This window comes from Trichococcus sp., from assembly GCF_055118575.1.
The window spans coordinates 38,801-62,654 of sequence record NZ_JBSQPW010000011.1 but is presented as its reverse complement, the minus strand read 5'-3'; the positions used below and the strand labels follow the sequence as shown (position 1 = coordinate 62,654).

21 protein-coding genes are annotated in these 23,854 nt (G+C 47.5%); 9 read left to right on the top strand and 12 right to left on the bottom strand.

Features of this window, described 5'->3' with window-relative positions; translation table 11 throughout:
- Nucleotides 1-134: 134 nt before the first annotated feature.
- The 6 genes from ACTCCX_RS04515 to ACTCCX_RS04490 form a co-directional block, all read right to left on the bottom strand.
- On the bottom strand, nt 135-989 hold the full coding sequence (locus tag ACTCCX_RS04515; protein ID WP_463274949.1) for a creatininase family protein: 855 nt from the start codon (nt 987-989) through the stop codon (nt 135-137).
- Between the two features lie 15 nt (nt 990-1,004).
- Nucleotides 1,005-2,477, bottom strand: coding sequence for an MFS transporter (locus ACTCCX_RS04510; protein ID WP_463274948.1), 1,473 nt, complete (start codon nt 2,475-2,477; stop codon nt 1,005-1,007).
- A 64-nt stretch (nt 2,478-2,541) separates the two neighbouring features.
- Nucleotides 2,542-4,065 carry an MFS transporter gene (locus ACTCCX_RS04505; protein ID WP_463274947.1) on the bottom strand — a complete coding sequence of 508 codons (1,524 nt, stop codon included), beginning with the start codon at nt 4,063-4,065 and terminating at the stop codon, nt 2,542-2,544.
- A 416-nt stretch (nt 4,066-4,481) separates the two neighbouring features.
- Entirely contained in the window at nt 4,482-6,347 is a 1,866-nt protein-coding gene (locus tag ACTCCX_RS04500) for an ABC transporter ATP-binding protein (RefSeq protein ID WP_463274946.1), read from the bottom strand.
- The gene (locus tag ACTCCX_RS04495; RefSeq protein ID WP_463274945.1) at nt 6,344-8,572 is read right to left on the bottom strand and encodes an ABC transporter ATP-binding protein; all 2,229 of its coding nucleotides are present in this window, start codon (nt 8,570-8,572) and stop codon (nt 6,344-6,346) included. The genes ACTCCX_RS04500 and ACTCCX_RS04495 overlap by 4 nt, the downstream gene beginning before the upstream one ends.
- A 3-nt stretch (nt 8,573-8,575) precedes the next feature.
- Nucleotides 8,576-9,073: a MarR family winged helix-turn-helix transcriptional regulator gene (locus ACTCCX_RS04490; RefSeq protein WP_463274944.1), complete on the bottom strand. Its 498-nt coding sequence runs from the start codon at nt 9,071-9,073 to the stop codon at nt 8,576-8,578.
- Nucleotides 9,074-9,224: 151 nt separating this feature from the next.
- Between ACTCCX_RS04490 and ACTCCX_RS04485 the strand changes: the two genes are divergently transcribed.
- The gene (locus ACTCCX_RS04485; protein ID WP_463274943.1) at nt 9,225-9,608 is read left to right on the top strand and encodes an MmcQ/YjbR family DNA-binding protein; all 384 of its coding nucleotides are present in this window, start codon (nt 9,225-9,227) and stop codon (nt 9,606-9,608) included.
- Between the two features lie 300 nt (nt 9,609-9,908).
- Here the strand turns inward: ACTCCX_RS04485 and ACTCCX_RS04480 are convergent, their stop codons facing one another.
- Nucleotides 9,909-10,628 carry a 16S rRNA pseudouridine(516) synthase gene (locus ACTCCX_RS04480; RefSeq protein WP_463274942.1) on the bottom strand — a complete coding sequence of 240 codons (720 nt, stop codon included), beginning with the start codon at nt 10,626-10,628 and terminating at the stop codon, nt 9,909-9,911.
- 230 nt (nt 10,629-10,858) lie between these two features.
- On the opposite strand from ACTCCX_RS04480, the gene ACTCCX_RS04475 reads away from it, so the two are divergent.
- A complete protein-coding gene (locus ACTCCX_RS04475) occupies nt 10,859-11,152 on the top strand; it encodes an antibiotic biosynthesis monooxygenase (RefSeq protein WP_463274941.1) in 294 nt (97 codons plus the stop codon).
- A gap of 358 nt (nt 11,153-11,510) precedes the next feature.
- Here the strand turns inward: ACTCCX_RS04475 and ACTCCX_RS04470 are convergent, their stop codons facing one another.
- The gene (locus tag ACTCCX_RS04470; RefSeq protein WP_463274940.1) at nt 11,511-11,846 is read right to left on the bottom strand and encodes a DUF1622 domain-containing protein; all 336 of its coding nucleotides are present in this window, start codon (nt 11,844-11,846) and stop codon (nt 11,511-11,513) included.
- 43 nt (nt 11,847-11,889) lie between these two features.
- On the bottom strand, nt 11,890-12,270 hold the full coding sequence (locus ACTCCX_RS04465; protein ID WP_463274939.1) for an iron chaperone: 381 nt from the start codon (nt 12,268-12,270) through the stop codon (nt 11,890-11,892).
- Nucleotides 12,271-12,521: 251 nt separating this feature from the next.
- On the opposite strand from ACTCCX_RS04465, the gene ACTCCX_RS04460 reads away from it, so the two are divergent.
- On the top strand, nt 12,522-13,799 hold the full coding sequence (locus ACTCCX_RS04460) for an NRAMP family divalent metal transporter (protein WP_463274938.1): 1,278 nt from the start codon (nt 12,522-12,524) through the stop codon (nt 13,797-13,799).
- Nucleotides 13,800-13,919: 120 nt separating this feature from the next.
- The gene (gene rlmN / locus ACTCCX_RS04455) at nt 13,920-14,984 is read left to right on the top strand and encodes a dual-specificity RNA methyltransferase RlmN (RefSeq protein WP_463274937.1); all 1,065 of its coding nucleotides are present in this window, start codon (nt 13,920-13,922) and stop codon (nt 14,982-14,984) included.
- Nucleotides 14,985-15,279: 295 nt separating this feature from the next.
- Here rlmN and ACTCCX_RS04450 read toward each other — a convergent pair whose 3' ends face one another.
- On the bottom strand, nt 15,280-15,615 hold the full coding sequence (locus ACTCCX_RS04450; RefSeq protein WP_463274936.1) for a hypothetical protein: 336 nt from the start codon (nt 15,613-15,615) through the stop codon (nt 15,280-15,282).
- A gap of 134 nt (nt 15,616-15,749) precedes the next feature.
- On the opposite strand from ACTCCX_RS04450, the gene ACTCCX_RS04445 reads away from it, so the two are divergent.
- The 3 genes from ACTCCX_RS04445 to ACTCCX_RS04435 are packed head-to-tail and all read left to right on the top strand — an operon-like array spanning nt 15,750 to nt 17,241.
- The gene (locus tag ACTCCX_RS04445; RefSeq protein ID WP_463274935.1) at nt 15,750-16,601 is read left to right on the top strand and encodes a DegV family protein; all 852 of its coding nucleotides are present in this window, start codon (nt 15,750-15,752) and stop codon (nt 16,599-16,601) included.
- 54 nt (nt 16,602-16,655) lie between these two features.
- Nucleotides 16,656-16,892 carry a type II toxin-antitoxin system PemI/MazE family antitoxin gene (gene mazE / locus ACTCCX_RS04440; protein ID WP_463274934.1) on the top strand — a complete coding sequence of 79 codons (237 nt, stop codon included), beginning with the start codon at nt 16,656-16,658 and terminating at the stop codon, nt 16,890-16,892.
- Nucleotides 16,876-17,241 carry a type II toxin-antitoxin system PemK/MazF family toxin gene (locus ACTCCX_RS04435; RefSeq protein ID WP_463274933.1) on the top strand — a complete coding sequence of 122 codons (366 nt, stop codon included), beginning with the start codon at nt 16,876-16,878 and terminating at the stop codon, nt 17,239-17,241. Before mazE ends, ACTCCX_RS04435 begins: the two co-directional genes overlap by 17 nt.
- 237 nt (nt 17,242-17,478) lie before the next feature.
- Here the strand turns inward: ACTCCX_RS04435 and ACTCCX_RS04430 are convergent, their stop codons facing one another.
- Nucleotides 17,479-19,869, bottom strand: a complete 2,391-nt coding sequence (locus ACTCCX_RS04430) for an AAA family ATPase (protein ID WP_463274932.1) — start codon at nt 19,867-19,869, stop codon at nt 17,479-17,481.
- A 282-nt stretch (nt 19,870-20,151) separates the two neighbouring features.
- On the opposite strand from ACTCCX_RS04430, the gene ACTCCX_RS04425 reads away from it, so the two are divergent.
- Both ACTCCX_RS04425 and pfkB read left to right on the top strand, forming a co-directional pair.
- Entirely contained in the window at nt 20,152-21,897 is a 1,746-nt protein-coding gene (locus ACTCCX_RS04425; RefSeq protein WP_463274931.1) for a Na/Pi cotransporter family protein, read from the top strand.
- A gap of 116 nt (nt 21,898-22,013) precedes the next feature.
- Nucleotides 22,014-22,928, top strand: coding sequence for a 1-phosphofructokinase (pfkB, locus tag ACTCCX_RS04420; protein WP_463274930.1), 915 nt, complete (start codon nt 22,014-22,016; stop codon nt 22,926-22,928).
- A gap of 73 nt (nt 22,929-23,001) precedes the next feature.
- Here the strand turns inward: pfkB and budA are convergent, their stop codons facing one another.
- Nucleotides 23,002-23,715, bottom strand: coding sequence for an acetolactate decarboxylase (budA, locus tag ACTCCX_RS04415; RefSeq protein ID WP_463274929.1), 714 nt, complete (start codon nt 23,713-23,715; stop codon nt 23,002-23,004).
- Nucleotides 23,716-23,854: the final 139 nt, after the last annotated feature.

The window sequence follows — 23,854 nt, the reverse complement described above, 5'->3', positions numbered from 1 at the left end:
GATTAAGCCGAGATTATCGAATGTCGAGAATCAAAAAAGCGAGGATGCATAATGCATCCCCGCTTTTTTACAGCCTTCGAATTGCTTAGGTTAGTGACATTGCCCACATTACAGAGAGCAGTCTGTGAGACAGTTTAACTGTTTTTATGTCGATTGTAGGCAGCCGGAACGTGTGGGTAACGCTCGTAAACCTCTTCCAGATACTCTTCTTGAATCGCCATTTCCTTAAGCAAATTCGGAAAATCAATCGTATCCACCATCTTATTCAACAATACCAGTCCTTCTTCTGCCATGCGGTCCCGCGTTTCAATATCCGGTATGGCAGAGGTTGCCATGTGGTCTGAATGTTCCTTGAAATAATAACCTGTTGCTCCCGATTGAAAGGCTTGGGCACTCAGGTTACCGAAAACCGATGGTGTTTGGGTAACCGGTTCTGCATAATCAGAAGTCAGCAAGATGTCATCCAAACGATTGCGTAACTTGTAAGCCCCCAGAATCATCTTATCCAAATTGAGCATCATTTCTTTCGGATTTGAAAAGACGCCGGATTTCTGGGCTGTAATCACGCCATCGATATAGAGGATGGCTATCCCTGTTTCATCAAAGAAATCACGCACAACCGGATTGATGGAGATATGGGCTGGGCCGTGCAGGCTGATATAAATCTGCTTTTTGAATCCTGATCGCAATAGGGACTGTGCCAGACCATGCAGCATATCGGCACTTTCCCTGACGGTCAATTGGATGGTTCCCTTACCTGAGGCGGTTGCCCCTGAATAAATATAAGGCACATGCGGAAGGACAAGTGAGTTTGTCCTTTCTGCCATCAATAAGGCAATCCCCTCAGCCAAGATGGTTTCGCAATCCAAGGGCAGCCCCCCGTGGAGTTCGGTTGGGCCAAAAGGAACGACAATGACATCGTTCTCCTTCAAGTAAGCCTCCACTTCATCATTGACCAATACATTTAATAAGTGACTTCTTAATTTCATTAGTGCACCTCTCTATTAATCTTGATTTTCATCCTGTTTCTTAGCAAATTCATCAAGTCTTGCCAGACGAGCTGAAGTCATCTCAGTACGTGTTTCATCAGTAATGTTCCAGATGAATTTGAATGAAACCCATGATAGTAAGGCACAAACTGCTGGTCCAATAAGATTCAACAATACTAGCCCTTCAACTGTTTCAGCTGATTGTGCTTGGCCGGTTTGAGCGGCTTGTTGGCTGTAACCAATCCAACCAATCATCAAGACAACAAGTGATTGCGCCAACATTTGGCCGACCCGTCTTGTCAGTGAGAAGTTACCATAGATTGAACCTTCTGAGCGTTTTCCTGTGATGTATTCATTGTAGTCAATAGATTCAGAAACAAGACCCCATTGAAGTTGAACGGACATCATCATGAAAGCGATCCCTAAGCTGGCACCAATCATGTATAGGAATGGCGGCAAGTCACCAACTAATTTCCAAAAGTACAAACCAACAAAGATAACGGCACTCAGTAACAAGTAAGTCCGGATTACCTTAACAGTGGATCCAATCAATTTTACCAAGTATGGCGCGATAAGTAACAGCACTACCGGCAATCCCATACCGATCGCAGAAGCGTATGCCATTAAGCCCAGATCACCAAATACATCACCGTAAATGTAAGGAAGCGTTGCATTGAATAGATTTTGACCGAAAACGATTACAATCGAGTGTAAGCAAAGTGACAAGAACGCTTTGTTTTTAGCTAATGTAACAAAAATATCGGTAACTTTTGTCGGTTCTGTTTGTTCCTCCGCGGCAAGTTTCGCTGCAACATTCCGTTCTTCCGTTCCCCAATAGTGGAAGAAGATCAGTGCACCACCTAATACAGCTGCGAAGATACCTGCAACCATATAACCGGTTGTATTTTCACCTAAACGCGCAAGAATCACCGGTATAGCCATCGAACCGATCAGACCACCAAGGGTTGATCCCATACCACGAGCCGAAGATAAAGTAGTTCTCTCTCTATCATTTAAGGCCATAACCCCAAGAACTGATCCCATGGCAATATTCATCATCGTGTAACCTAATTCGTAAATAACTTTTAACAGAAAAATAGCCACTAAACGCATGGTTCCTTCAAACATTGATGGTACCGAGAAGAAGGCGATAAGACCGATAACAATTAAAGGAATGGAACGTAACATCCAAGGGCGGAACTTATCTTTTTTTCCAGTGGCTTTAGAGAAGGACTTATCCATAAACGTGCCCATCATCGGGTCATTTACCATATCCCAAATATTCCAAACGAGCAACAGTACAGAAAGCGTCGCAAATGATACTCCCAATATGTTTGTGATATATCGGTTCATAAATGTTCCGATCAACACAAGGGTAACAACCCCACCGGCATCTCCGGCTCCATAAGCCAATCTGTGCTTCAGGCTTAGCTTACTTTTCATATCGTTTGCTTGATTTTGCTGCTTAACAACTTTTTCTTCTGCCATAATATTTTCCTCTTTTCTCTACAATATTATTTTCCCTCTAGCTCAAAAATAAAAAGTCGTAGCTTTAGTCATTCATTGCAGGGATTGCATCAGGGATTGCTTGAGGCATTTCTGCTTCATCATCATGATCACTTGGATCAGCTTGTTTCATTGCTGCAATTTTAATTTGAACGCTTTCCATTGTTTCCTTATCCAATGGGTAGAATTTCATGAACGTTAAAGCAATCAGTGTACCGACTAGAGGCAAAACTGAAATCATTACAATACCAGCAATACGCAATTGTGGCGAGAGTGGCGTGTCAGCCGTTGGATAAGCTTGCGCAAATCCTACAGCGGCTAAGATCCAACCAATCGACATTGGTGCGAAGGATGATGCGACAGAGTCAGTCAATGAGAACATGGTGCTCAGCATACCGGAAACATAACGTCCGGAAACACTTGTTTCGTAATCAGAGACATCCGCTGCCATCGTCAAGGCCAAGCCTGATGGAGTGGATGTGAAGCCTTTCGCACAAGCAAAAATGATTGTGAAGGCAACTGTCCATAACGATACGTTAGAGAAGCTCAAGTCCCCTGGGTTCGCGAAGAAAAGCAAACCGCCTAATAAGGCCAATGAAACAACTGCACCTTGCAAGTAGCGTACATAGGAATAACGCAACCCTCTTTTTTGGGCAATTGTCGCTGCAAAGGTTGTGAACAGTAGGTTAGGCAAAATCAACACTAACGAGATTGTTCCTGATAGACCAAAGTTACCGAAGATGATACCGAACAGGATCATCAATACAACTTGGTCTCCGAACATTTGTGCATTGAACTTCACAAAGGCTGCAGCCATTGTAAGCATTTGCAAAGGTCTGTTGCCTTTGACGATTGCCCAGTAATCCTTGAACGATGTTTTAGTCGTTTTTTCACCGATACCAAAGTATTGTTTATTGTCTTTTTCCGCGATACCAATAACCGCCAAAATTCCTAGGACAGCTGAGATGACCATGACTCCCGGGATAAATACATTGAAAAATTCCGGAGTAAAGCCGCCATATTTTGGCACTAAGAAGTTTGCGACAACAATCTGGCCTCCAGTGAACAATAAAGTTGTTACCCAGCCATCAACGATATTGAAGATGGGACGTTGTTTTGGATCGCTTGTCAAAGCTGCTTGACCGGCTTTTGTAACCGTCGCTTGCAAGGAGTACCCGATTTTATGCACAACTAATGCGAGCAAGAAAACCGGGATTTTCATCCCTTCGCCCATACCATGAATATTAAATAATACCAAGAATGAAATGACAGTAATAAGATTGCCTAAAACCATAATAGGACGATATTTACCGAATTTAGTATCCGTTTTATCAATCAAAACGCCGATAGCCGGATCAATAACCCCATCAAAGATACGGATATACCCCATAATTTGACTCACGAACAGCGCGGTCAAGCCTACAAGACCCGTTGAATAATAGACGACAAAACCAAAAGCGAATAAGTAAATATTTGTTGATGAGTTATTCAAAGTGAATAAAATAATCTGCCACAGTTTGGCGCGATTGAGTTTTGTTTCACTCAGAACCGTTGAAGCATTTTTTGACATAAAATTACCCTCCATATTATGAATTCAGAACTTATTAACCGAGTGTTTTTATCACATTATGAAACTAGGTTTCTTTTAAAATGTATTGCAACTTTATAAATAAAACTTGGTTGTAAGAACTAAGGCAAGAATACCACCGAATGGTAACCGGTTACAACTTTTTTATTATTAACATTTTGTGAACGCTATCATTGTTGCTTGGATAAGTGTGCTGAGATGGCATCCATTCAATGTTCAGGCCCTTCTTGAGGATGATCTGATTGTCACTCGGGAACTCCTGGACGAGATTTTTTTCACACCCAGTGTTGACAAAACGAATTATATGCTTATTCTTTGAAAAAAAAGAAAGAAGATGATCCCGAATGCGTATCGGGATCATCTTCTTTAGGCTGCATGACGCAGTTTTATTGTCATTATTATTCTTCGCCCTCGTCGAATTGGCTGTTGTAGAGATCGGCGTAGAAACCGCCTTTTGCCAGCAGTTCTTCGTGGGTTCCTTGTTCGACGATGTCCCCGTTATTCATACAGAGGATCAGGTCGGCATTTTTGATGGTCGATAGACGATGCGCGATGATGAAGCTCGTTCTGCCATGCATCAGCGTGTCCATCGCTTTCTGGATCAGCACTTCTGTCCGCGTATCGACCGAACTTGTCGCTTCATCGAGAATCATGATCTGCGGATCGGCAAGGATGGCGCGTGCGATCGTCAGCAATTGTTTTTCGCCTTGCGAAACATTATTGGCTTCCTCATTCAGGACCATATCATAGCCATCCGGCAACGTCCGGACAAAGTGATCCACCTGCGCAGCTTTTGCAGCAGCGATGACTTCTTCATCCGTCGCATCCAGTTTTCCGTAGCGAATGTTCTCCATGATGGTGCCGTTGTATAGCCACGTATCCTGCAGCACCATCCCGAATTCTGTCCGCAAATCGCTGCGTGTGAAGTCTGTAAGGTTGTGGTTGTCGATGTAGATGGCTCCGTCCGTCAGATCGTAGAAGCGCATGAGCAATTTCACCATCGTTGTCTTGCCGGCGCCGGTAGGACCGACTAGCGCGACTTTTTGGCCTTCTTTGACATCCGCGGAGAAATCCTTAATTACCAGATGTTCCGGTTCATAACCGAACTTGACGTGTTCGAAGCGGACATTCCCTTTCACATCAGCGGTCGCCATTTCAATTTTCGCTTCCGTTACGGTCTCTTCTTCCTCTTCCAGAAACTCAAAAATTCGTTCAGAGGCCGCTACCATCCGTTGCAACTGACTCCCTACTTGCGCGACTTGGGTCAATGGCTGCGTGAAGTTGCGGACATACTGCAAGAAGGCTTGGATATCCCCGATCGTCATCTTTCCGGCAGCCGCCATAGCGCCACCCATGATACAGACCACGACATAGCCGAGATTTCCGATGAGACTCAACAAGGGCATCATCAAACCTGAAAGGAACTCGGCCTTGAAGCCGGCTTCGATCAACTGATCGTTCTCTTTATCAAAAGCGGCAACAGACTTCGTTTCTCCGTTGAAAGCTTTCATGACCACATGTCCGCCGTACATCTCTTCGACATGGCCATTGACCGCACCTAAGTATTTCTGCTGATTGGCAAAGTGCTTCTGCGACTTCGACATGATCAGCATCAGGAGCACCATGGACACGATCAGCACACCCAGGATGACAAGTGTCAGTGACCAACTGATCGTCAGCATCATGATAAAGACACCCACCAATGTTGTGATCGACGTGATGATCTGGGTGAGGCTTTGGTTCAGGCTGGTATTCAGGGTATCCACATCATTCGTGATCCTGGAAAGTACATCGCCTTGACTGTTCTTGTGAAAATAGGCCAGCGGCAATTTGTTGATTTTCTCCATGATATCTTTGCGCAGTTTATAAGAAACTTTTGCGGAGACGCCTGACATCAGGAAACCTTGAATATAAGAGAAGGTTGCACTCAGTACGTACAAGCCCAAAAGCCCCAACAGTACGGTACCGATATAATCGAAATCGATTTCGCCAGATCCGCCCGTGAATTTCAGCATGATACCGGCGACCAATTTGTCGATGGCCAAAGCCATGATTTTGGGTCCGACGATTCCGAACAGCGAGGATGCAATCGCCAATATGAAGACGACTGCCATCAGCCATTTGAAGGGTGACAGATAAGCGGCCAATTTTTTGAATCCGCCCTTGAAGTCCTTCGCTTTCACGACCGGTGCGCTCATTCCGCCCATCGGACCGTGGCCGCCACCAGGTCCGCCCTGCGGTCTTCTTTGTTTCATTTCGCTCATGCTAATTCCTCCTCTGAGAGCTGAGATTTAGCAATTTCTTGGTAAGTCTCACAATTTTTCATCAACGCATCGTGAGTCCCTATCCCGACGATTTTGCCTTTATCGAGGACGATGATCTGTTCCGCGTCCATGATAGTGCTGATCCGCTGCGCTACAATCAGGACGGTTGCGTTGTCCGTGTAGGCATGCAGCGCGGAACGCAATGCCGCATCCGTTTTGAAGTCCAAGGCCGAGAAGCTGTCGTCAAAAATATAGATCGGTGCTTTTTTAACTAACGCACGCGCAATGGACAAGCGCTGTTTCTGTCCTCCGCTGACGTTACCACCGCCTTGTGCGATGGCCGTTTCGATACCATCCTCCATCTCCGCTACGAAATTCTTCGCTTGGGCGACTTCAATGGCTTTCATGACATCATCCATCGAAGCGTCCTCTTTCCCGTACATAATGTTCGAGGCAATATCCCCGGAGAAGAGCATCCCTTTCTGGGGAACATAGCCGATGTTCCGGCGCAGATCGGCCTGTGTCATTTTCCGGATGTCGACGCCGTCAATTTCAATGGCGCCGTCCGTCACGTCATAGAAGCGCGGGATCAGATTGATCAAGGTCGACTTTCCGGAACCGGTTGAGCCGATGATTGCGGTCGTTTCACCCGGTCTGGCCGTAAAGGAAATGTCGGTCAAGACATTTTCGCTTGCCTTCGGATAATGATAAGAGACATGATTGAAGGTGATGAGCCCTTCGTTCTTTAAGCTAGGTTGCGCATCGATCGGATCCGAGATGCTCAGTTCCGTATCCAATACTTCCCCAATCCGGGTTGCCGATACAGAAGCGCGCGGCAGAAAGATGAACATCATCGAAATCATCAAGAAGGCCATGATGATCTGCATCACATATTGGATGTAGGCCATCATATCCCCAATCTGCAGGGCAGAATCAGCAACTTGCTGACTGCCGAACCAGATGATGAGCAGCGAAACGCCGTTCATGACGAGCATCATCGCCGGCATCAAAAGCGACATCAAGCGCTGCACAAAGCGGTTTGTATAAGTATAGTCTTCATTGGCGTCGTTGAAGCGGTTTTCTTCAAACGATTCATTGCCGAAAGCGCGGATGACCATCATGCCGGAAAGGTTCTCACGGCTGACCAGATTCAATCTGTCGGTCAAGCTTTGCAACACTTTGAACTTCGGCATCGCAATGGAAAGGATCGTCATCATAATACCGACAAGGGCGATAACCGCAACGGCAATCGTCCAGGCCAGTGAAACGCTCTTGTCGATTGCCATGATCAGGCCACCCGTAGCAAGAATCGGTGCATAGCACAGCATGCGGATACCGATCGTAATCAGTTGTTGGATCTGTTGCACGTCATTGGTTGTGCGCGTAATCAACGATGCGGTCGAAAAATTATCGAACTCAGCGTTGGAAAAGCTTTCGACTTTGGCGAAGACATCCCTTCTCATCCGGCCGGACACTTTTGAGGCAATCCGGGAGGAGAAGTAAGCAACCGCTACAGAAGCAACGGAAACCGCAAGGGCTATGGCGAGCATCTGGGCGCCTTTCGTCATGATGTATTGGTTCTGGAGCGCATCCATATCCGCTCCCAGATCTTCATAGAACAGTTTCGTAAACAAAATCCCGATTTGGCTGTAGAGCATCGGTTCAGCAGCCTCGGCAACATCCATGGACGCCGTGAAAGCTTCCTGCGGCAACAATTGCAGTTGCGGCAAGAGCGCGTATAGTTGTGCCATATCGACGTTCTCAAAACCACTCTCGGCATCTACTGCAGCATCATTCCCTTGCTGTCCACCCATTTCTTTCATGAAGGTCACAAAGCTGTAGCTGGCCTTGCTGAAGATGCTCTCCAGCGAAGACAATTGATCCGGATCGGTTTCATCCAGCACGTAGAAATCTGCTTCCTGGCTTTCCGGAAAGTCTTCACTGTAGGCTTCGGCTTCCGACGATCCGCCCGCGATCAGCTGATAGCTGTTCTGGAACGTTTCCTTATCTGCTTCGTCCATGAACAGTGTCATAAGCGCGAAGCCTTCCGACGGGAGTGCTTCAGGCGCTTCCTGTTCGACGCCACCGTTCTGGATGCCGGTATTGACGATGTCACTCATCAAATTCGGCAGGCTCAATTCACCGATCGCCTGGCCGAACAAAATCAGCAAGCTGATCAGGATTGTACCGGCAAAAGGTTTTAGGTATTTCATTATCACTTTCATCTGCTATCCCTTTTCTTTCCTAAAATAGTTGTTTTCTTTTTTATGCGCATGCCCGTGCGGATTAACACACCCGCCGCCTTCCAAGTTGTGCAGCATCCTTTTGAAGCAGCCTTCCAATACATCCATTTCCTCGTCGGTGAATCCTTCGAAGAGTTTTTTGTTGGCTTCATGTAAAGCCCGCTTCATTTCTACCGATGCCGCGATGCTCTTTTCAGTCAGATGGATGCTTTTGGACCGAGCATCCTTCGAACTGACCGTGCGTGTGACGAAGCCCTTCGCTTCCAGACGTTTGATGATTCCGGTCACGGTCGGATTGGTGAGGTTAAACGTTTCCTCAATATCTTTTTGGATTACTTCCTCGTCAGCTCTGCTCTTCAGATAAAAAAGGACATGAATCTGGGACGTGGTTAAATCAATCTTCCCCACTAACCGATTCATCTGTTCTTTGAATTGGTTATGAAGCATCGGAATGTATACACCCATCATGTCGCGCGATACCATAGCTTTCCCTCCTTTTCGGATAAATTTACATAGCACGCTATCTATTATCGCATTATCCGTCCGTATGTCAATAGATGCGACCTGTTACAAGCCTTTTTCAAGAAAATTTAATATAATGAGTGTGTATCATAAAATAGAAAGAAGGCGCGTCATGTACGAAACAATTTCTGTCAGAACTCGCTTGATTGAACTTTGCCAAGAACACGCACACGTCATCGAAGATTACCCTTTCGAAGACGTTAATTGGACCGTCATGCGCCATGAAGGCAACCGAAAATCATTCGCCTACATCTATGAACGGAACAATGAAATCTGGTTGAATGTGAAGAATACGCCTGAGCGGAACGACTACCTCCGTGAAACGATTCCCGAAATCATGCCGGCTTATCATATGAATAAGACCCACTGGATCACCCTACGGCTCGTCTCCGAGGAACTTTATCCGATTGCGGATCGGATCATCACGGAAAGCTATCGGTTGACCCAGGACAAACCTAGGAAAAAAGCAATGCCACAGGATCTGCATCGATCATGAGTCAGCTTTTTCTTTCTCGTTTGCTGGCATGATTGTCTGATCTTTGGTTCGCGTTTATGATTGTAAGCGAGATTCCCCGCCAAAATGGTTTTGACGGGGAATCTCGTGTTGTCCGCGGACGTTTTTCCCCGCCTAGGTTGTTTTGGCGGGTTTTCTGACTGTAGTTTGAGTTGCTTTTCCCCGCCTAACCGCTTTTGGCGGGTTATTACTGAGCATTGATTCATTTTCCAAATAGAAGGGGCTGTATAAAACCAGAAAGTACTGTTCTGGTTTTATACAGCCCCTTGAATTGCCTTCTTCCTAGCGGAAATACGGCTTGAGTTTTTCCATTTCCGCTTCATTCAGCGGCCGATAGTTGCCAGGCAAAATCGATTCATCCAGCTCCAGAGGGCCCATAGACAAGCGCTTCAGATAAGTGACCTTCTTGCCGACCGAGAGGAACATCTTCTTCACTTGGTGGAATTTCCCCTCGCTGATGTCCAACAGTACACGGCTTTCCTCGTCACCATGGCTGAGGATGGTCAAGCGGGCGGGCTTGCAGGTCGTCCCTCCGTGGAAGACGATCCCTTCGGCGAAGGCTTCTTGATCGGCGACGGTCACGCGCTCGTTCACGACGACTTCATAGCGCTTCGTCACTTTTTTGTGCGGCAGCAACAGCTGATAGCCCAGCTGCCCATTGTCCGTGATCAGCAGCAACCCTTCCGTGTCCTTATCCAACCGCCCCACCGGATAGAGACCCGGTCTGCGGTCGGACGGGTCAATCAGATCGATGACGGTGCGATTGCCTTCATCGGATACCGCCGTCACGACACCGACTGGCTTGTGCAACATGTAGTAGACATTTGTCCGGTACGTCAGCGTTTTCCCCGAAACAACAACCGTCTGGAGCTGCGGATCGACATTGCGGTTTTCCGCCAACACGATTTCCCCATCGAGGCTGACTTGTTTGCTTCTGATCAGCTTTTTCACTTGTCCGCGGGAGCCGTAGCCGCATTCTGTGAGCAATTTATCCAATCGCATCCATCATCATCCTTTCTGTTCCTAATAATCGTCCTTACATTCTAAGAAAAAAAGATACTTGATGCAAGTTCTCGCAGAAAATCGGAACGTGAATCCATTATTCTCATATGCTCAGATCTCTTTCCACATTATTTTCTAATCTTTCCCTTACACTTTCCAGCCAGTTCTGCTATACTATCCACTATATAAAAATAAGCTGTATTCAGTATAAATGAAAGTAGGTTCTGCTCATGTTCATCCAAGCCAGAAAATTATCGATCGCCCGCGGTTTTTCGGAAGCCGCTGTCAGTAAATTCAAAACCAGCACCATCCTGCCGCAACAACCCGGTTTTCATAGCATAGAAACCTATGTCCGGTCCGTCAACAAAGAGAGCGAAGAAGTGCTCGTCCTGATCAAATGGGATTCCAAAAAGGATTGGCAGAACTGGGAAAAGAGCGATGTCCATAAAGCCGGACACCGCATTAAGAAAGAGCGCCCTGAATATATCTTGGGCATGGAAATGAGCTACTACGAGAGTTTCTGATTTCATGCTGCCATCCAAATAAAGTAAGCCCCGCGTAAATTGATTCTGCGCAGGGCTTATTTTGTATCTTCGCATTATTTCTTTCTGCAGGCTATGTAAGGATTTTTGAAGACACGGCGTTCAAAGGCTGCCAAATGGGCTTCGGAAGTTTTCTGATCTTTCGTATGTGTCCATGAGTGTGAGGCAGGACGCATCGGCCCTATATTGATATTCGAGAGCTTAAACCAGCATTTCTTCTATTATATGCGTGCGGCTATATGCGTGAGGCCTTCGCTGACCGGTGACGCTGAATCATACGAATGCCAACACCCGGGTAAAAAGAGAGCATTTTCAACTTCCTGGAACATGCGTGCGAAAGTTACTCTTGTTCTTCCGAGTTGGTACTCTTGATTTCCCAATAGATGACGACCGTCAGCACAACCCTCAGGATGACGATGGCCGAGAGCACAATGAATTCATCAATCGTCTGGATGATGACTGTCTTCAATATTTCTGCGGCCAGTTTGAATTCCAGACTGAACGCCAAAGCTTTGGCCAATTCCAGTTTCGGTTGGTTGTTGCTCAGATTGAGTCTGTCCAGAATGAACAGGTACAATGACTTGACGCACCCATAAAGGATGATCAGGACACCGATGCCCTCGATAAGGCTCGCAAGCGTCGGGATGACTTGGGTTAAGACAGCATGCAGATCCATAATACGCCTCCTTTATGTAATTCAGATACTCTAGCAGAGCCCTTCATTTTTTATTCTGTTTCTTTTTCCCCTTCGCTTCTTCGACCCGGAAGCGGACGATCCGGCGCACAAGCTCATAAGGGATCGGTTTCGTCAGCGGAAATTGGATGGCGCCTTTTGAAGTCTTGTAATCCGTCAATTCTTCCTTAAAAGCCGCAACGCCGCTTGGTGCCGGATAGAAACCGATATGATTTTTCTGCACAGCAAAATGCACAAGGTTTCCGTTAAGGTAGAAGGTCGGCATCTGATAACTGATTTTCTCTGTCGCATCAGGTGCCTCTTCCTTTATCAGCCGACGAAATTCCTGCAGAATTGCCCGAATATCCTCATCATAGCGGCTGATATATGCATCGATTGTTTCAATTTTTACAGCTGATTCTTCCATTTTAATCCACCTCAATAATCCGGATTTTCCGTTGTTTGCGTTCCTGTAAATAGTATATCATATACTGATGCAAGTGCTTGCAAGCTAAACGGATAGTAGGTATGATGATGTCAAAGAAGATAAAAAGAAGATAAAAAAACTGGACATGCCCGCTCCTTTATCCCATTGACGACCCACACTGATGCTCGCTGACACAACGATTTCTGGGAAGTCTGATTAAAGCTGCACAACTCAATAAGGGAGCGAGAAAGATGCGCGATATGCTCAAAAAGACCAAAAAATTTCTCAAAAAATTTGGACCTGGCGTCATCACCGGAGCCTCCGATGATGATCCATCCGGAATCGTCACCTACTCGCAGACCGGAGCGATGTTCGGCCTCCATCTTTTGTGGCTTTCTCCGATTTCTTGCATCTTTGCGATTGCCATCCAGGAAATGTGCGGGCGGATCGGGCTGGTTTCGGGTAAAGGGCTGACCGGAATCATGAAGCAGTCCTACCCTAAGTGGATAAGCTATCCGGCAATCTCCCTTCTGTTCATCGCCAATACGATAAACATCGGCGCCGATCTGGGCGCGATGGCCGCGGTGGCTCAGATGGTGCTCGGTTTGCCGTTCATTTTTTGGATCCTGATCATGACATCCCTGACCTTGGTTCTGGAAATTTTTATGGACTACAAATATTATTCGAGATTTCTGATGCTGCTGACTCTTTCCCTGTTCGCTTATTTTTTCACGGCATTCATGGTCCGTCAGGATTGGGGTTCGGTCCTGCAGCATACCCTTATCCCAACCTTTTACCCTTCCCGGGAATTTACGCTTAATGTGGTGGCCTTTTTAGGGACGACGATTTCCCCTTACCTGTTTTTTTGGCAAGCGGATGAAGAAGTGGAAAAGGAGATCGTCGAGCACAAAATCAAAGGGATTGGCATCGGAAAACCGCGCATCTTTGTCAAGGATATCAAGGACATGAAAATTGATACGATAGTCGGGATGTTCTTTACGACCGTCACTGCTTTCATGATTGTTCTGACGACGGCCGGGACCCTTCACCTCAGCGGCATCACCACCATCAATTCCGCGGCGGAGGCCGCTCAAGCGCTTCGGCCGTTGGTGGGAGACTTCGCCTATTGGCTGTTCGCTTTGGGCATCATCGGAACAGGTCTGCTTGGTGTGCCGGTTTTGGCTGGCTCCTCCTCTTACGCCATTTCCGAATTTTTCGGTTGGGAGACGGGCCTGGGGAAGAAACTGAAGGAGGCGCATGGTTTCTACGGCGTCATCACTATTGCCACCCTTGTCGGACTGACGATCAATTTCATCGGGATCGATCCGATGCGGGCTTTATATTATTCCGCTGCCATCAATGGCTTGATGGCCCCGCCCTTGATGCTCCTGATCCTCTTCAACGGCAACAACAAAAAAGTGATGGGCAGCCATACCAATCGCCGTTTGGGAAACGTTGTCGGCGGCATTGCGACTTTGGTGATGTTCGGCATCGGCTTACTGTTCTTGAAGGATTTGTTCGGCTTATAGCCGAGCAAGCAGGCCACCGTATTTGCAGCCTTTCACTTCTTTTCAGGAAGTCATTCCCTTTTCAAAAAAATGTGTTATGATATGGAATGAAAATTTGAACGGTACAGAAAGGAAAGTATAATGAACACACCTTCTATTTATGGATTGACTTTGGATCAGCTGCAAGCTTGGTTGTTGGAACAAGGCCAGAAAAAATTCCGCGCCCAACAGATCTGGGACTGGCTATATATCAAACGCGTACTTGACTTCTCGGAAATGACGAATCTGTCAAAAGATTTGGTTGCCCTTCTCTCTGACACCTTCCTGCTGCAACCATTGAACCAAGTGGTCGTCCAGGAATCAGCGGACGGCACCACAAAATATCTCTTCCAACTGGAAGACAAACTGATGATCGAAACCGTCCTGATGCGTCAGGAATATGGGCTCTCTGTCTGCGTCACGACGCAAGTCGGCTGCGACATCGGCTGCACATTCTGCGCAAGTGGCCTGAAACGCAAGCAACGCGATCTGACTGCCGGCGAAATCGTCGCACAGATCATGCAGATCCAGCATTACTTGGATCAAAAAGGCAATGGTGAACGCGTCAGCCACATTGTTGTGATGGGCATCGGCGAGCCATTCGACAACTACGACAATGTCATCGCCTTCCTTAATATCGTCAACCATGCCAAAGGTTTGGCGATCGGCGCACGTCATATCACCGTTTCCACAAGCGGCTTGGCTCCGAAGATCCGTGAATTCGCGGATAACGGGCTGCAAGTCAACTTGGCATTGTCCCTGCACGCGCCGAACGATGAAATCCGCAGTCGTATGATGCGCATTAACCGCAAACACCCGCTGAAGGAAGTCATGTCCGCCATCGACGAGTACCTGGAGAAGACAAACCGCCGCATCACGTTCGAATATATCATGATCTCTGGCGTGAACGACAGACCGGAGCAGGCGCACGAATTGGTCGCCTTGTTGAAGGATAAGCGTCATCTTTCCTACGTGAACCTGATCCCTTACAATCCGGTTGCCGAACACATCAAATACGAACGCAGCACCAAAAAGGATATTTTGGCATTCTATGATATCCTCAAAAAGAACAACATCAACTGCGTCATCCGCAAGGAGCACGGCACCGACATTGATGCCGCCTGCGGCCAACTGCGCAGCAAGCATCTGGAAAAAACAGCTAAATAATCTGATTTTCAGCAGAGGTCGTCTCAAAGCAACATGAGGCGATCTCTGTTTTTTGTTTCATTTCTGATTTTATTGGTGCTATTGATATTCGATTGGTGTTTGGTCGGGCTGGAATTGTCGAAAACAGGTATGATATTCGACATTCTCTCATCCGAACGGGCCTGAATTGTCGAATGCTTGAAGACATTCGACAATTTTACATCTGAATAAGGCGAAATCCGCTAATGCGGGAGGTGCATTCGGCAACTTTACTTTCCTCAACCCAGCCGACACAACCCCAGCTCATACTTTTTTATCACTCCTCAGGTGCGGTCACCTGCATCCAACCTTTGAAGCCGCAATGCGGGCAAGTCAAGCGTTTGCCTTGCTTGCCTCCGTTCAGCGAAAGTAAATCCGTCTGGAAGTTGATTTTGAATTTCCCCCGGCATTGTGGACAGACGTAAGCATTCACGCGCGAATGGTAGTAGACAATCGCGAACAAAACAGCGATTCCCACCAAAACCATCAGTGCCGGATAAAAATCGCCCGCTTTCTCAGCTGCTGGAAAACCAAACACCAAGCTCAGCACATACCCTGCAACCGCAAGCATCGTCACAACATCCGATTTACGATTTTTACCTCTCTTGGCCATGCCTCATCATCCCTTTCTGTTTCTGATTCCATCATAACACTTTTTGGTAGAGCACTAAAAGTGTGGTATATTGGAACCAACAAATTGAGTCCATTGGCAATAACATATTTGACCATTGGAGACGGAGGAACAGCATGAGCAAAGTAATCCTTACGACTGAAAGCGGCGCGGATATCCCCACTGATTTAGCAAAGAAACACAATATCCGGATTGTGCCGATGCACGTCATCATGGATGATGTTGATCATCTTGACGGATCTTTTCCGGTTCAGGACCTGATCGACTATTACGAGCGCACCAAAAAGACGCCTTCGACGACCGCAACCAATCCGAACGAATACACCGCCTTCTTCGAAAAGATCCGCTCCGCTCATCCCGACAGCAGCATTGTGCATATCGGCTACACATCCAAGGCCTCTTCCTCCTTCCAGAGTGCCGTGTTGGCGGCGGAAGAATTCGATAATATCCACCTCATCGACGCTCTGAACGTATCCGGCGGCTTGGCCGCGATCGTGCTTTACGCCGCTGATCTGCTTGAACAGGAGCCGGACATCGCAGTGGAACAACTAGTGTCCGCCGTCGAAGCAGTGGTGCCGCGCACGCACTTCTCATTCATGCCGTCCGGTCTCGAGTTCCTGCGGGCAGGCGGCCGCGTCTCCAACGCAGCCTATCTGGGGGCATCGCTGCTGAAGATCAAACCGACGATCGAACTGATCGACGGCAAGTTGGTTTCCACCAAGAAATACCGCGGCAAGATGAGCCGCGTCGTTGTCGATTTTTTTGATGACTATCTGAAGACTTACGATATAGACAACAAAAAACTGTACCTGATCCTTTCGTTGGGCTTGGAAGCAGCAATCATGAACCAAATGGAGACCTACGCGAAGGAAAAAGGTTTCCATGATGTCACCTGGGTCCAGACCGGCTGCGTCATCACTTCCCATGGCGGTCCTGGCGCTTTCGGGATTGCCGGAATCGAGAAATAATCATTGTAATGGGCAGTAATTACATGTTAAAATCACATCAAAGGAGTGATTAGTATGTCTGCAATCAAAGCCAGAAAACAAGGAAATTCAATCATGATAACGATCCCTAGTTCATTCGGAGTAAAAGAAGGAGAAGAATTCTTTTTCATTAAAAAGGAGAACGGTTCAATCACCTTGATACCCAAAATCAAAGATCATTTTGAAGGTGTGGCAGATGGAGAATACTATATGCCTGAATTAGATGCCGGATACGCACCCAGCGAAGGAGAACTAGATGAAATGGATTCCTAAACAACGGGATATTGTGTTCATTGATTTTGACCCTTCTCGAGGATATGAGGTCAAGAAAAGACGTCCTGCGCTTGTCATGAGTAAGGATGCCTACAACAGAGCCACTAATATGGTCATTGTCTGTCCGATAACCACAACAGAAAAAGAACGACCATTTTTGATACCGGTTGTTTCAGATAAATTGCCTGCTAAAGCACCCTTGGTCAGCAATGTAAATACGAATCAGGTATATTCTTTAGACTATACCGAAACAGCAAAACGGGATATCCAATTCGTTGAAAATATGGAAGAAGAACAATTTTATCGAATTGCTCAAATTTTCATGCACAATTTTTCGTTCAAATTATAAACAAGAACTCCCAAAAGGCACTTTAGTATAGAAACAAAACAAGAAACACACACCATTTTCCCTAAATAGTGGTGTGTGTTTCTCGTTTTGTGATCATAAAATGTTCATGGCGCTTGTTGGTTGACCCAATAGGGAAAGTCCCGCGCTGCATGGCGGGAAAAAGACCGATTCAATGCAATTCTGGTATTGTTCGAGAACTTTATTTATTATTCGACGACCTACTGGAATGCAAGGTGCTTAAACATTCTCTCCGATGTCCTCAGGCAGGATCGTGAAAAGGTCGGCGTCCTCATCTTCGGCCAAGCGGTTGCTTTGGTGCAGCTTCGCCTTCTCGAACAGGCTTCTGGCGGTACGGGCGTTGCCGAAATGGCTGTCGCGTGTGGTATAGGACTGCACGAACCGATTCTTTACTTTCGCCTGGGCTTCCTCCGTCAGCACAAAACCTTGCTGGGTGGCAGCCATGCGGAAAATTTCAGTCAGTTCTTCGCTGTCGTAATCCGGGAAATCCACCGTGTAGGCGATCCTGCTGCGGATACCGGAGTTCATGCTGAGCATCTGCTCCATCTCGCTTGGGTAGCCGGCCATGATGACGACCAATTTGTCGCGGTTGTCCTCCATCTCCTTGATCAGCGTGCTGATGGCTTCATAGCCGAAGTCGTTTTCGGAGGCAGAATAAAGTGAGTAGGCCTCATCGATGAACAGGACGCCACCGTAAGCTTCCTTGATTTTCTCCAGCGTCTTCGGTCCTGTCTGGCCGACGTATTGTCCGACAAGTTCTTCCCTTGTGACTTCGATCATGTGTCCGCGCTTCAGCACGCCGATGGATTTCAGTATTTGGCTGATCAGCCGCGCAATGGTTGTCTTGCCTGTGCCCGGGTTCCCGTTGAAGACCATATGCAAGGACAGATCGTTCATCGGGTGACCCATCTTTTCGCGGCGTTTCTCTGCGCGCACGTAGTTCATGATGGAAGCGACTTGTTTTTTGACGTCCTTCAAACCGACCAGATTGCGCAGCTGCGCCATCAGGTCCTCGATATTGTCCCCGAACAGTTGGTTGGGGTCGATGCCGAAATCGAGCGGTTCGAGGATGACCAGATCGTCCTTCGTCACCGGCTTTTCGCTCAGACGGAAGGCCCGTTCGCGCATTGCCTCCTCCATGATGTTCCTGACGGCGCGGGCATTGGCGAACTGCGGGACCACTTTTTCCTGATTGATCCGGACTTTGAAAGCCTGCTCCGCCTCCTCGGTCAGCGTGTAATGATTATCTTTTGCTTGCGCCTTGGCGATTTCCAATAGTTCCTGATCGGAAAAATCTTCGAAATCGATTTGCATATTGATCCGGCTCGATAGGCCCGGATTCGATTTCAACAGTTGCTTCATGCCGGTGTCATACCCAGCTAGGATGACGATGAAGTCGTTGCGGTGATCTTCCATCGCTTTGATCAGAGTGTCGATGGCTTCGGAACCGTAATCGAGCGAATCGCTGTCCGCGGAAGCCAAGGAATAGGCTTCATCGATGAACAGCACGCCGCCCATTGCTGACTCGATGACAGCTTTGGTCTTCTGGGCGGTCTGGCCGACATACCCACCGACCAGATCCGAGCGATCGACTTCCACCAATTGTCCCGATTCGAGGATGCCCAAGGAATAGAAGATGTTTCCCAGAATCCTAGCGACCGTCGTTTTCCCTGTGCCTGGATTACCGGAAAAGGCGAAATGATAGGAAGGCTGCTCGTTCTTTTCGATCGACAACATGTAGGCGCGTTTTTTGTCGTATTCGACCAGCTTTACGATCCGGTTGATGGTCTCCTTCACTTCCGCCAGACCGATCAGCTCATTCAGCTCGGCCAGCGATTCATCCAAAGAGACTTTGACCTTACGGTTGGAATGTGTGGCGTCCATATGGAAATAATCCGCATGCGGTGCCCGTCTTGCCAGCCGGCTCGATTGCATGGTTGCGATCAGCTTGCCGACTTTTTCGGTGCTGTGCGAAAGCGGCCGTGTCCGTTCCAATTCCTTGTGGATGCGGCGGCATTCATCATAGCGCCCGTGGATGTAGTAGGCATAGACGCGGTCGTACTCGATGGCATCGTCATATCCGTATTTCTCGGACTCTTCGATCGAAGCCAGAATCGTATCCAACTCTTCTTCCTGCTGAAGATAGATCTTCGATTTCAACCGCAAGGCAGCGAAAGATTTTGGGGTGTGCTTGATCACCTGATCGACGAGTTCAATGGCCCGTGGGAGGTCGTTCTTTTCAAAGGCCATTTTCGCCAGCACAAGTGCCGCTTCCCAATTGGCAGGATTGCGGGTGAAGGCGGCTTGCGCATAGCTCTCCGCTGCCTTGTCATCCCCATCCTCCGCATAAAGCTTTGCCAGCAGCGTCAGATAGGCATCGCCGGTGCCATCCAATTCCACCGCCCGCAGTGCATAATGCATCGCTTTTTCGAGATTGCGGTTTTTGTAATGGCTGAGTCCCAGCAGGTAATTCACATGTGGATGATCCGGATGCGTCCGGATGGCTTCCATCAGGACAGGAACGCTGCTCAAGGACATATTTTTTCGGATATTGTTCTCGATCCCTTTCAACCGCTCATCGATATTTTCAGTTAAGCTTTCATCTATCATCAGGAAATTCTTCCTTCCATTTTATAGTCATATACCTTTTATTTATCGTTTAGTTTACGCTAATCAGGACCATTTTATCACATCTGTATCGTTTTTCCTTTCCCGATTACTTGAAAACTAGCCCCTGAGATAGTTTTCTTGATATTCTAATGCAAAAAGCTCTGTACAAAGTTAATTGTTTCTTCTATTCTTATCCATGGTGGGAATCGTTATCATCTTTTAGAAAGCACATCCCTTAGTACATTACAATTATAGAGATCAATTATCTTAAGGAGGAGCTATATGGATTGGCAAAGTATGTTATTCCAATTTTTTGGAGGGTTAGGCATTTTTTTATTCGGATTGAAATACATGGGGGACGGCCTGCAGCGAAGTGCGGGCGATAATTTGCGCAATATATTGAACAAGTTCACTTCCACCCCATTCCGGGCTGTATTGGCCGGGATTTTGGTGACCGTATTGATCCAGAGCAGTTCGGGGACGACCGTTCTGGCTGTAGGATTGGTCAGTGCCGGATTCATGAATCTGCAACAAGCCATCGGGGTCATCATGGGTGCGAACATCGGGACAACGATCACGGCTTTCATCATCGGTTTCCATGTAGGTGCCTATGCACTTCCGATTATGGCGATTGGCGCCATGCTGCTCTTCTTCACAAAAAATTCTCTCCTGAACAGCATCGGTCAAATAGTTTTTGGTTTTGGTAGTCTTTTTTATGGCTTAGACTTGATGGGGACAGGTATGGAACCACTCGAGCAACTCCCTCAGTTCAGAGCTTTGATGACGGACCTTTCCGACCATCCATTCTACGGCGTGCTCGCTGGTACAGGGATGACGCTGGTAGTCCAGAGTTCAAGCGCCACGGTCGGTATTTTGCAGGAACTGTATTCTCAAAACAGCATTTCTCTGCAGGCTGCGTTGCCGATTCTGTTCGGTAATAATATCGGCACAACGATTACTGCAATCCTCGCCGCAATCGGGGCCAGCATACCCGCAAAACGTGCCGCCGCTTCTCATGTTATCTTCAATTTGACGGGAACAGCCTTCATCATGCTCATTTTGGCTCCGTTCACTGCTGCATTAACGAACTTATCCACTACATTGAATCTCAATCCAGCCATGCAGCTTGCCTTCGCACATGGCATATTCAACGTCTTGAACGTATTAATCCAGATGTGGTTCATCCGCCAACTTGCTGTCTTGGTAACAAAAATCGTTCCCGGGGAAGAGCGGATTGTGAAGTATGATGCTACCCATCTCGATTATACAATCATCCAAACCAGTCCGTCCGTGGCGTTGAATCAGGCTAAACTTGAACTTGAACAGATGGGCTCGTTTGTGACAGATGAATACCATGCAACCTACAAGTATTACCTAGACCACAATGATCTGTACAAACAGGATACGCTCCAGCTTGAAGAGATTGTAGACACCATCGACTACAAACTGACGGAATACCTTACCTTCATCTCACGGGAAGAGTTGCCTTTCCATGCTTCAAACGATCACGCCGTCATGATCGACATCACTAAATACTTGGAACGCATCGGTGACCATTGTGAAAATATCGTAAAGAATATCGAAGATGCTACCAAAGCTGCAAAAAGGGACATCCGGACCAACAAAAACAATCAGGATGTTCAAACCATTCTGATGGACGAAGAACTAGTCAATCTATTCGCTGTCGTTGAACGCAATGTTCAAGATGCCATAGCTTCCTATGTTCAAGACAATCAGTTACTGGCAGAACAAGTAATCCAGCGCGAAGAAGAAGTAAATGAAGCGGAACAAACAATCCGTGAAAGATATATCCAACGTTTGAACAGCGGAATCGGATTACCTTCCGAAGGCATCCTTTTCATCGATATTGTCTCCAACCTAGAGCGCATCAGTGATCATTCCGTAAAAATTGCTAAACATACATTAGGAACGCGCTACCCTTATCAGAGATTGAGTCGACGTTTCATTCGTAAAACAGAACAGGCCTATGCCGAAGCGGCCCTCAAAGCATGCTCTTTGGATAAATGATTACCATCGCTGACTCACTCACGGCTTATTTTTGAGTTTGATCGGAAACAACGCTATACTTAAAATAGAAGTTGTACATATCGGTCACTTTCGAATTTTGGTCAGGAGGAATTGCAATGATTTATACGATTACCTTGAATCCAACCATCGATTATATCGTCTCCGTTCCGCATCTTAGTTTAGGGCATTCTCACCACATGGAGGATGAACTGATTACGCCCGGCGGCAAAGGTATCATGGTTTCGCGCGTCCTGAAAGCGCTAGGGATCCCTTCGATTGCGCTGGGTTTCCGCGGCGGCTTTACCGGCGAGTTTGTCCGCGATTACTTGGAAGAACTGCAGATCATCAATCAGTTTATTGTGATAAAAGAACGCACACGCATCAACTTGGTGTTGAAATCGGAACAAGACACGGAAATCAGCGATTATGGCCCGGCTGCAACCGAAGAGGAAGTCGCTGTTTTTATGAAATGCTTCGAGGACATCTCGACACAGGACTTCGTTGTGCTGTCGGGCAGCAAACTGCCATCCATGCCCAAGGATTTTTATGAACAGCTGATCCGCTCCTTGCATGAGGAAGGCGTGCCTTTTGCTTGCGACATCACGAAGGATGAGCTGCGGAACAGCCTGCAATACCACCCCTTGGTCGTGAAACCGAACCAGAAGGAAGTCGGCGAATTGTTCGGCCGGACTTTCTCCACTTGGCAGGAAGTTGTCCCTTATGGCAAGCAACTGATCGAATTGGGTGCCCAAAATGCCATCGTTTCCCTCGGCGGCGACGGCGCACTGCTCTTCACACCGAATAAAGTAATTTATGCACCGCCACTTTCGGGTGAAGTCGCCAACCCGGTCGGCTCCGGGGATTCCATGGTGGCGGGATTCGTCGGGACCTTTATCCGTACCGGTGACCCTCTGGAGGCTTTTCGGGTGGCAGTGGCTTGCGGAACCGCCACAGCCTTTTCACCGGATATCGCAACCACTGAAGAAATCGAGGCACAATTGGGCCGCGTTGTTTTGGAAGAAATCGAATAGCATACAAAGTTAAAAAGCGTTGGATAACCTCGGGAGACCGTGGCTGTCCAACGCTTTTTTCCTTTTTTCTTTATTAGCCTTCTGCTTCGGCCATTTCTTCAGCCAGGTTGTGGTAATCGATTTCCTTGTCCATGAACTCATCCGATTGGACGGCGAAATGCTGTGTGATGCTTTCGATCGTTTGGATTTCGCATTTTGCCTCGTCAACGATGTAATCGAGGATATGTCCGCCGAATTTGCGGTCGTCGCTGATGAAATGGCAATGGAAGCCACCCTTGGCTACTCCGTCGAACAATTCCGGGGTGTAGATGCCGATTGCTGTCCCTTGCATATCGTAGGATTCGAACTCCGGCTGGACACGCGTCGCTTCGATCAGGCGCGGATACGGTTTTTGCTGCTTCGGCACTGCCCGCGTATGCATATATTCGAAATGTCCGGTTATTTTGACGACGGAGAACACATTCCGGCTGCGTACGCGTTTGACGATATCCGAGCGTACTTTTCTCAGCGTCATCGGCCGATCGATGTCGTATTCGCGGTCCGGTCGGAAGAACGTCACCGCGGCATGCGGCGTTGTCTGCGATGCATCCACGATTGAAATCGAACCGTCCTCCTTCGCTTGATAGGCGATGCCGTCCAACAGGATCAGTTCCCCTTCAAAATCATGGAAGGTGCCGATGCCGATATCCCCATGCTTCAATAGTTCTTCGAATGACAGGGTGCCGTCGAATACCCCCGCCATCAGGTCCCCCAACGTCTGATGCTGATACAATGTACTTTCGCCCATCTGCTTCCGCCCCTTTTGCGCTTATGCAATCAATTATTTTTCTGTCTGACCATATTGGCCCATTATATCACAGCGGGAAGGCGTCAAACAATCGCGTCTTAAATGGCTGGGAGCACAAAAAAATGAGGACCGCCCCGAA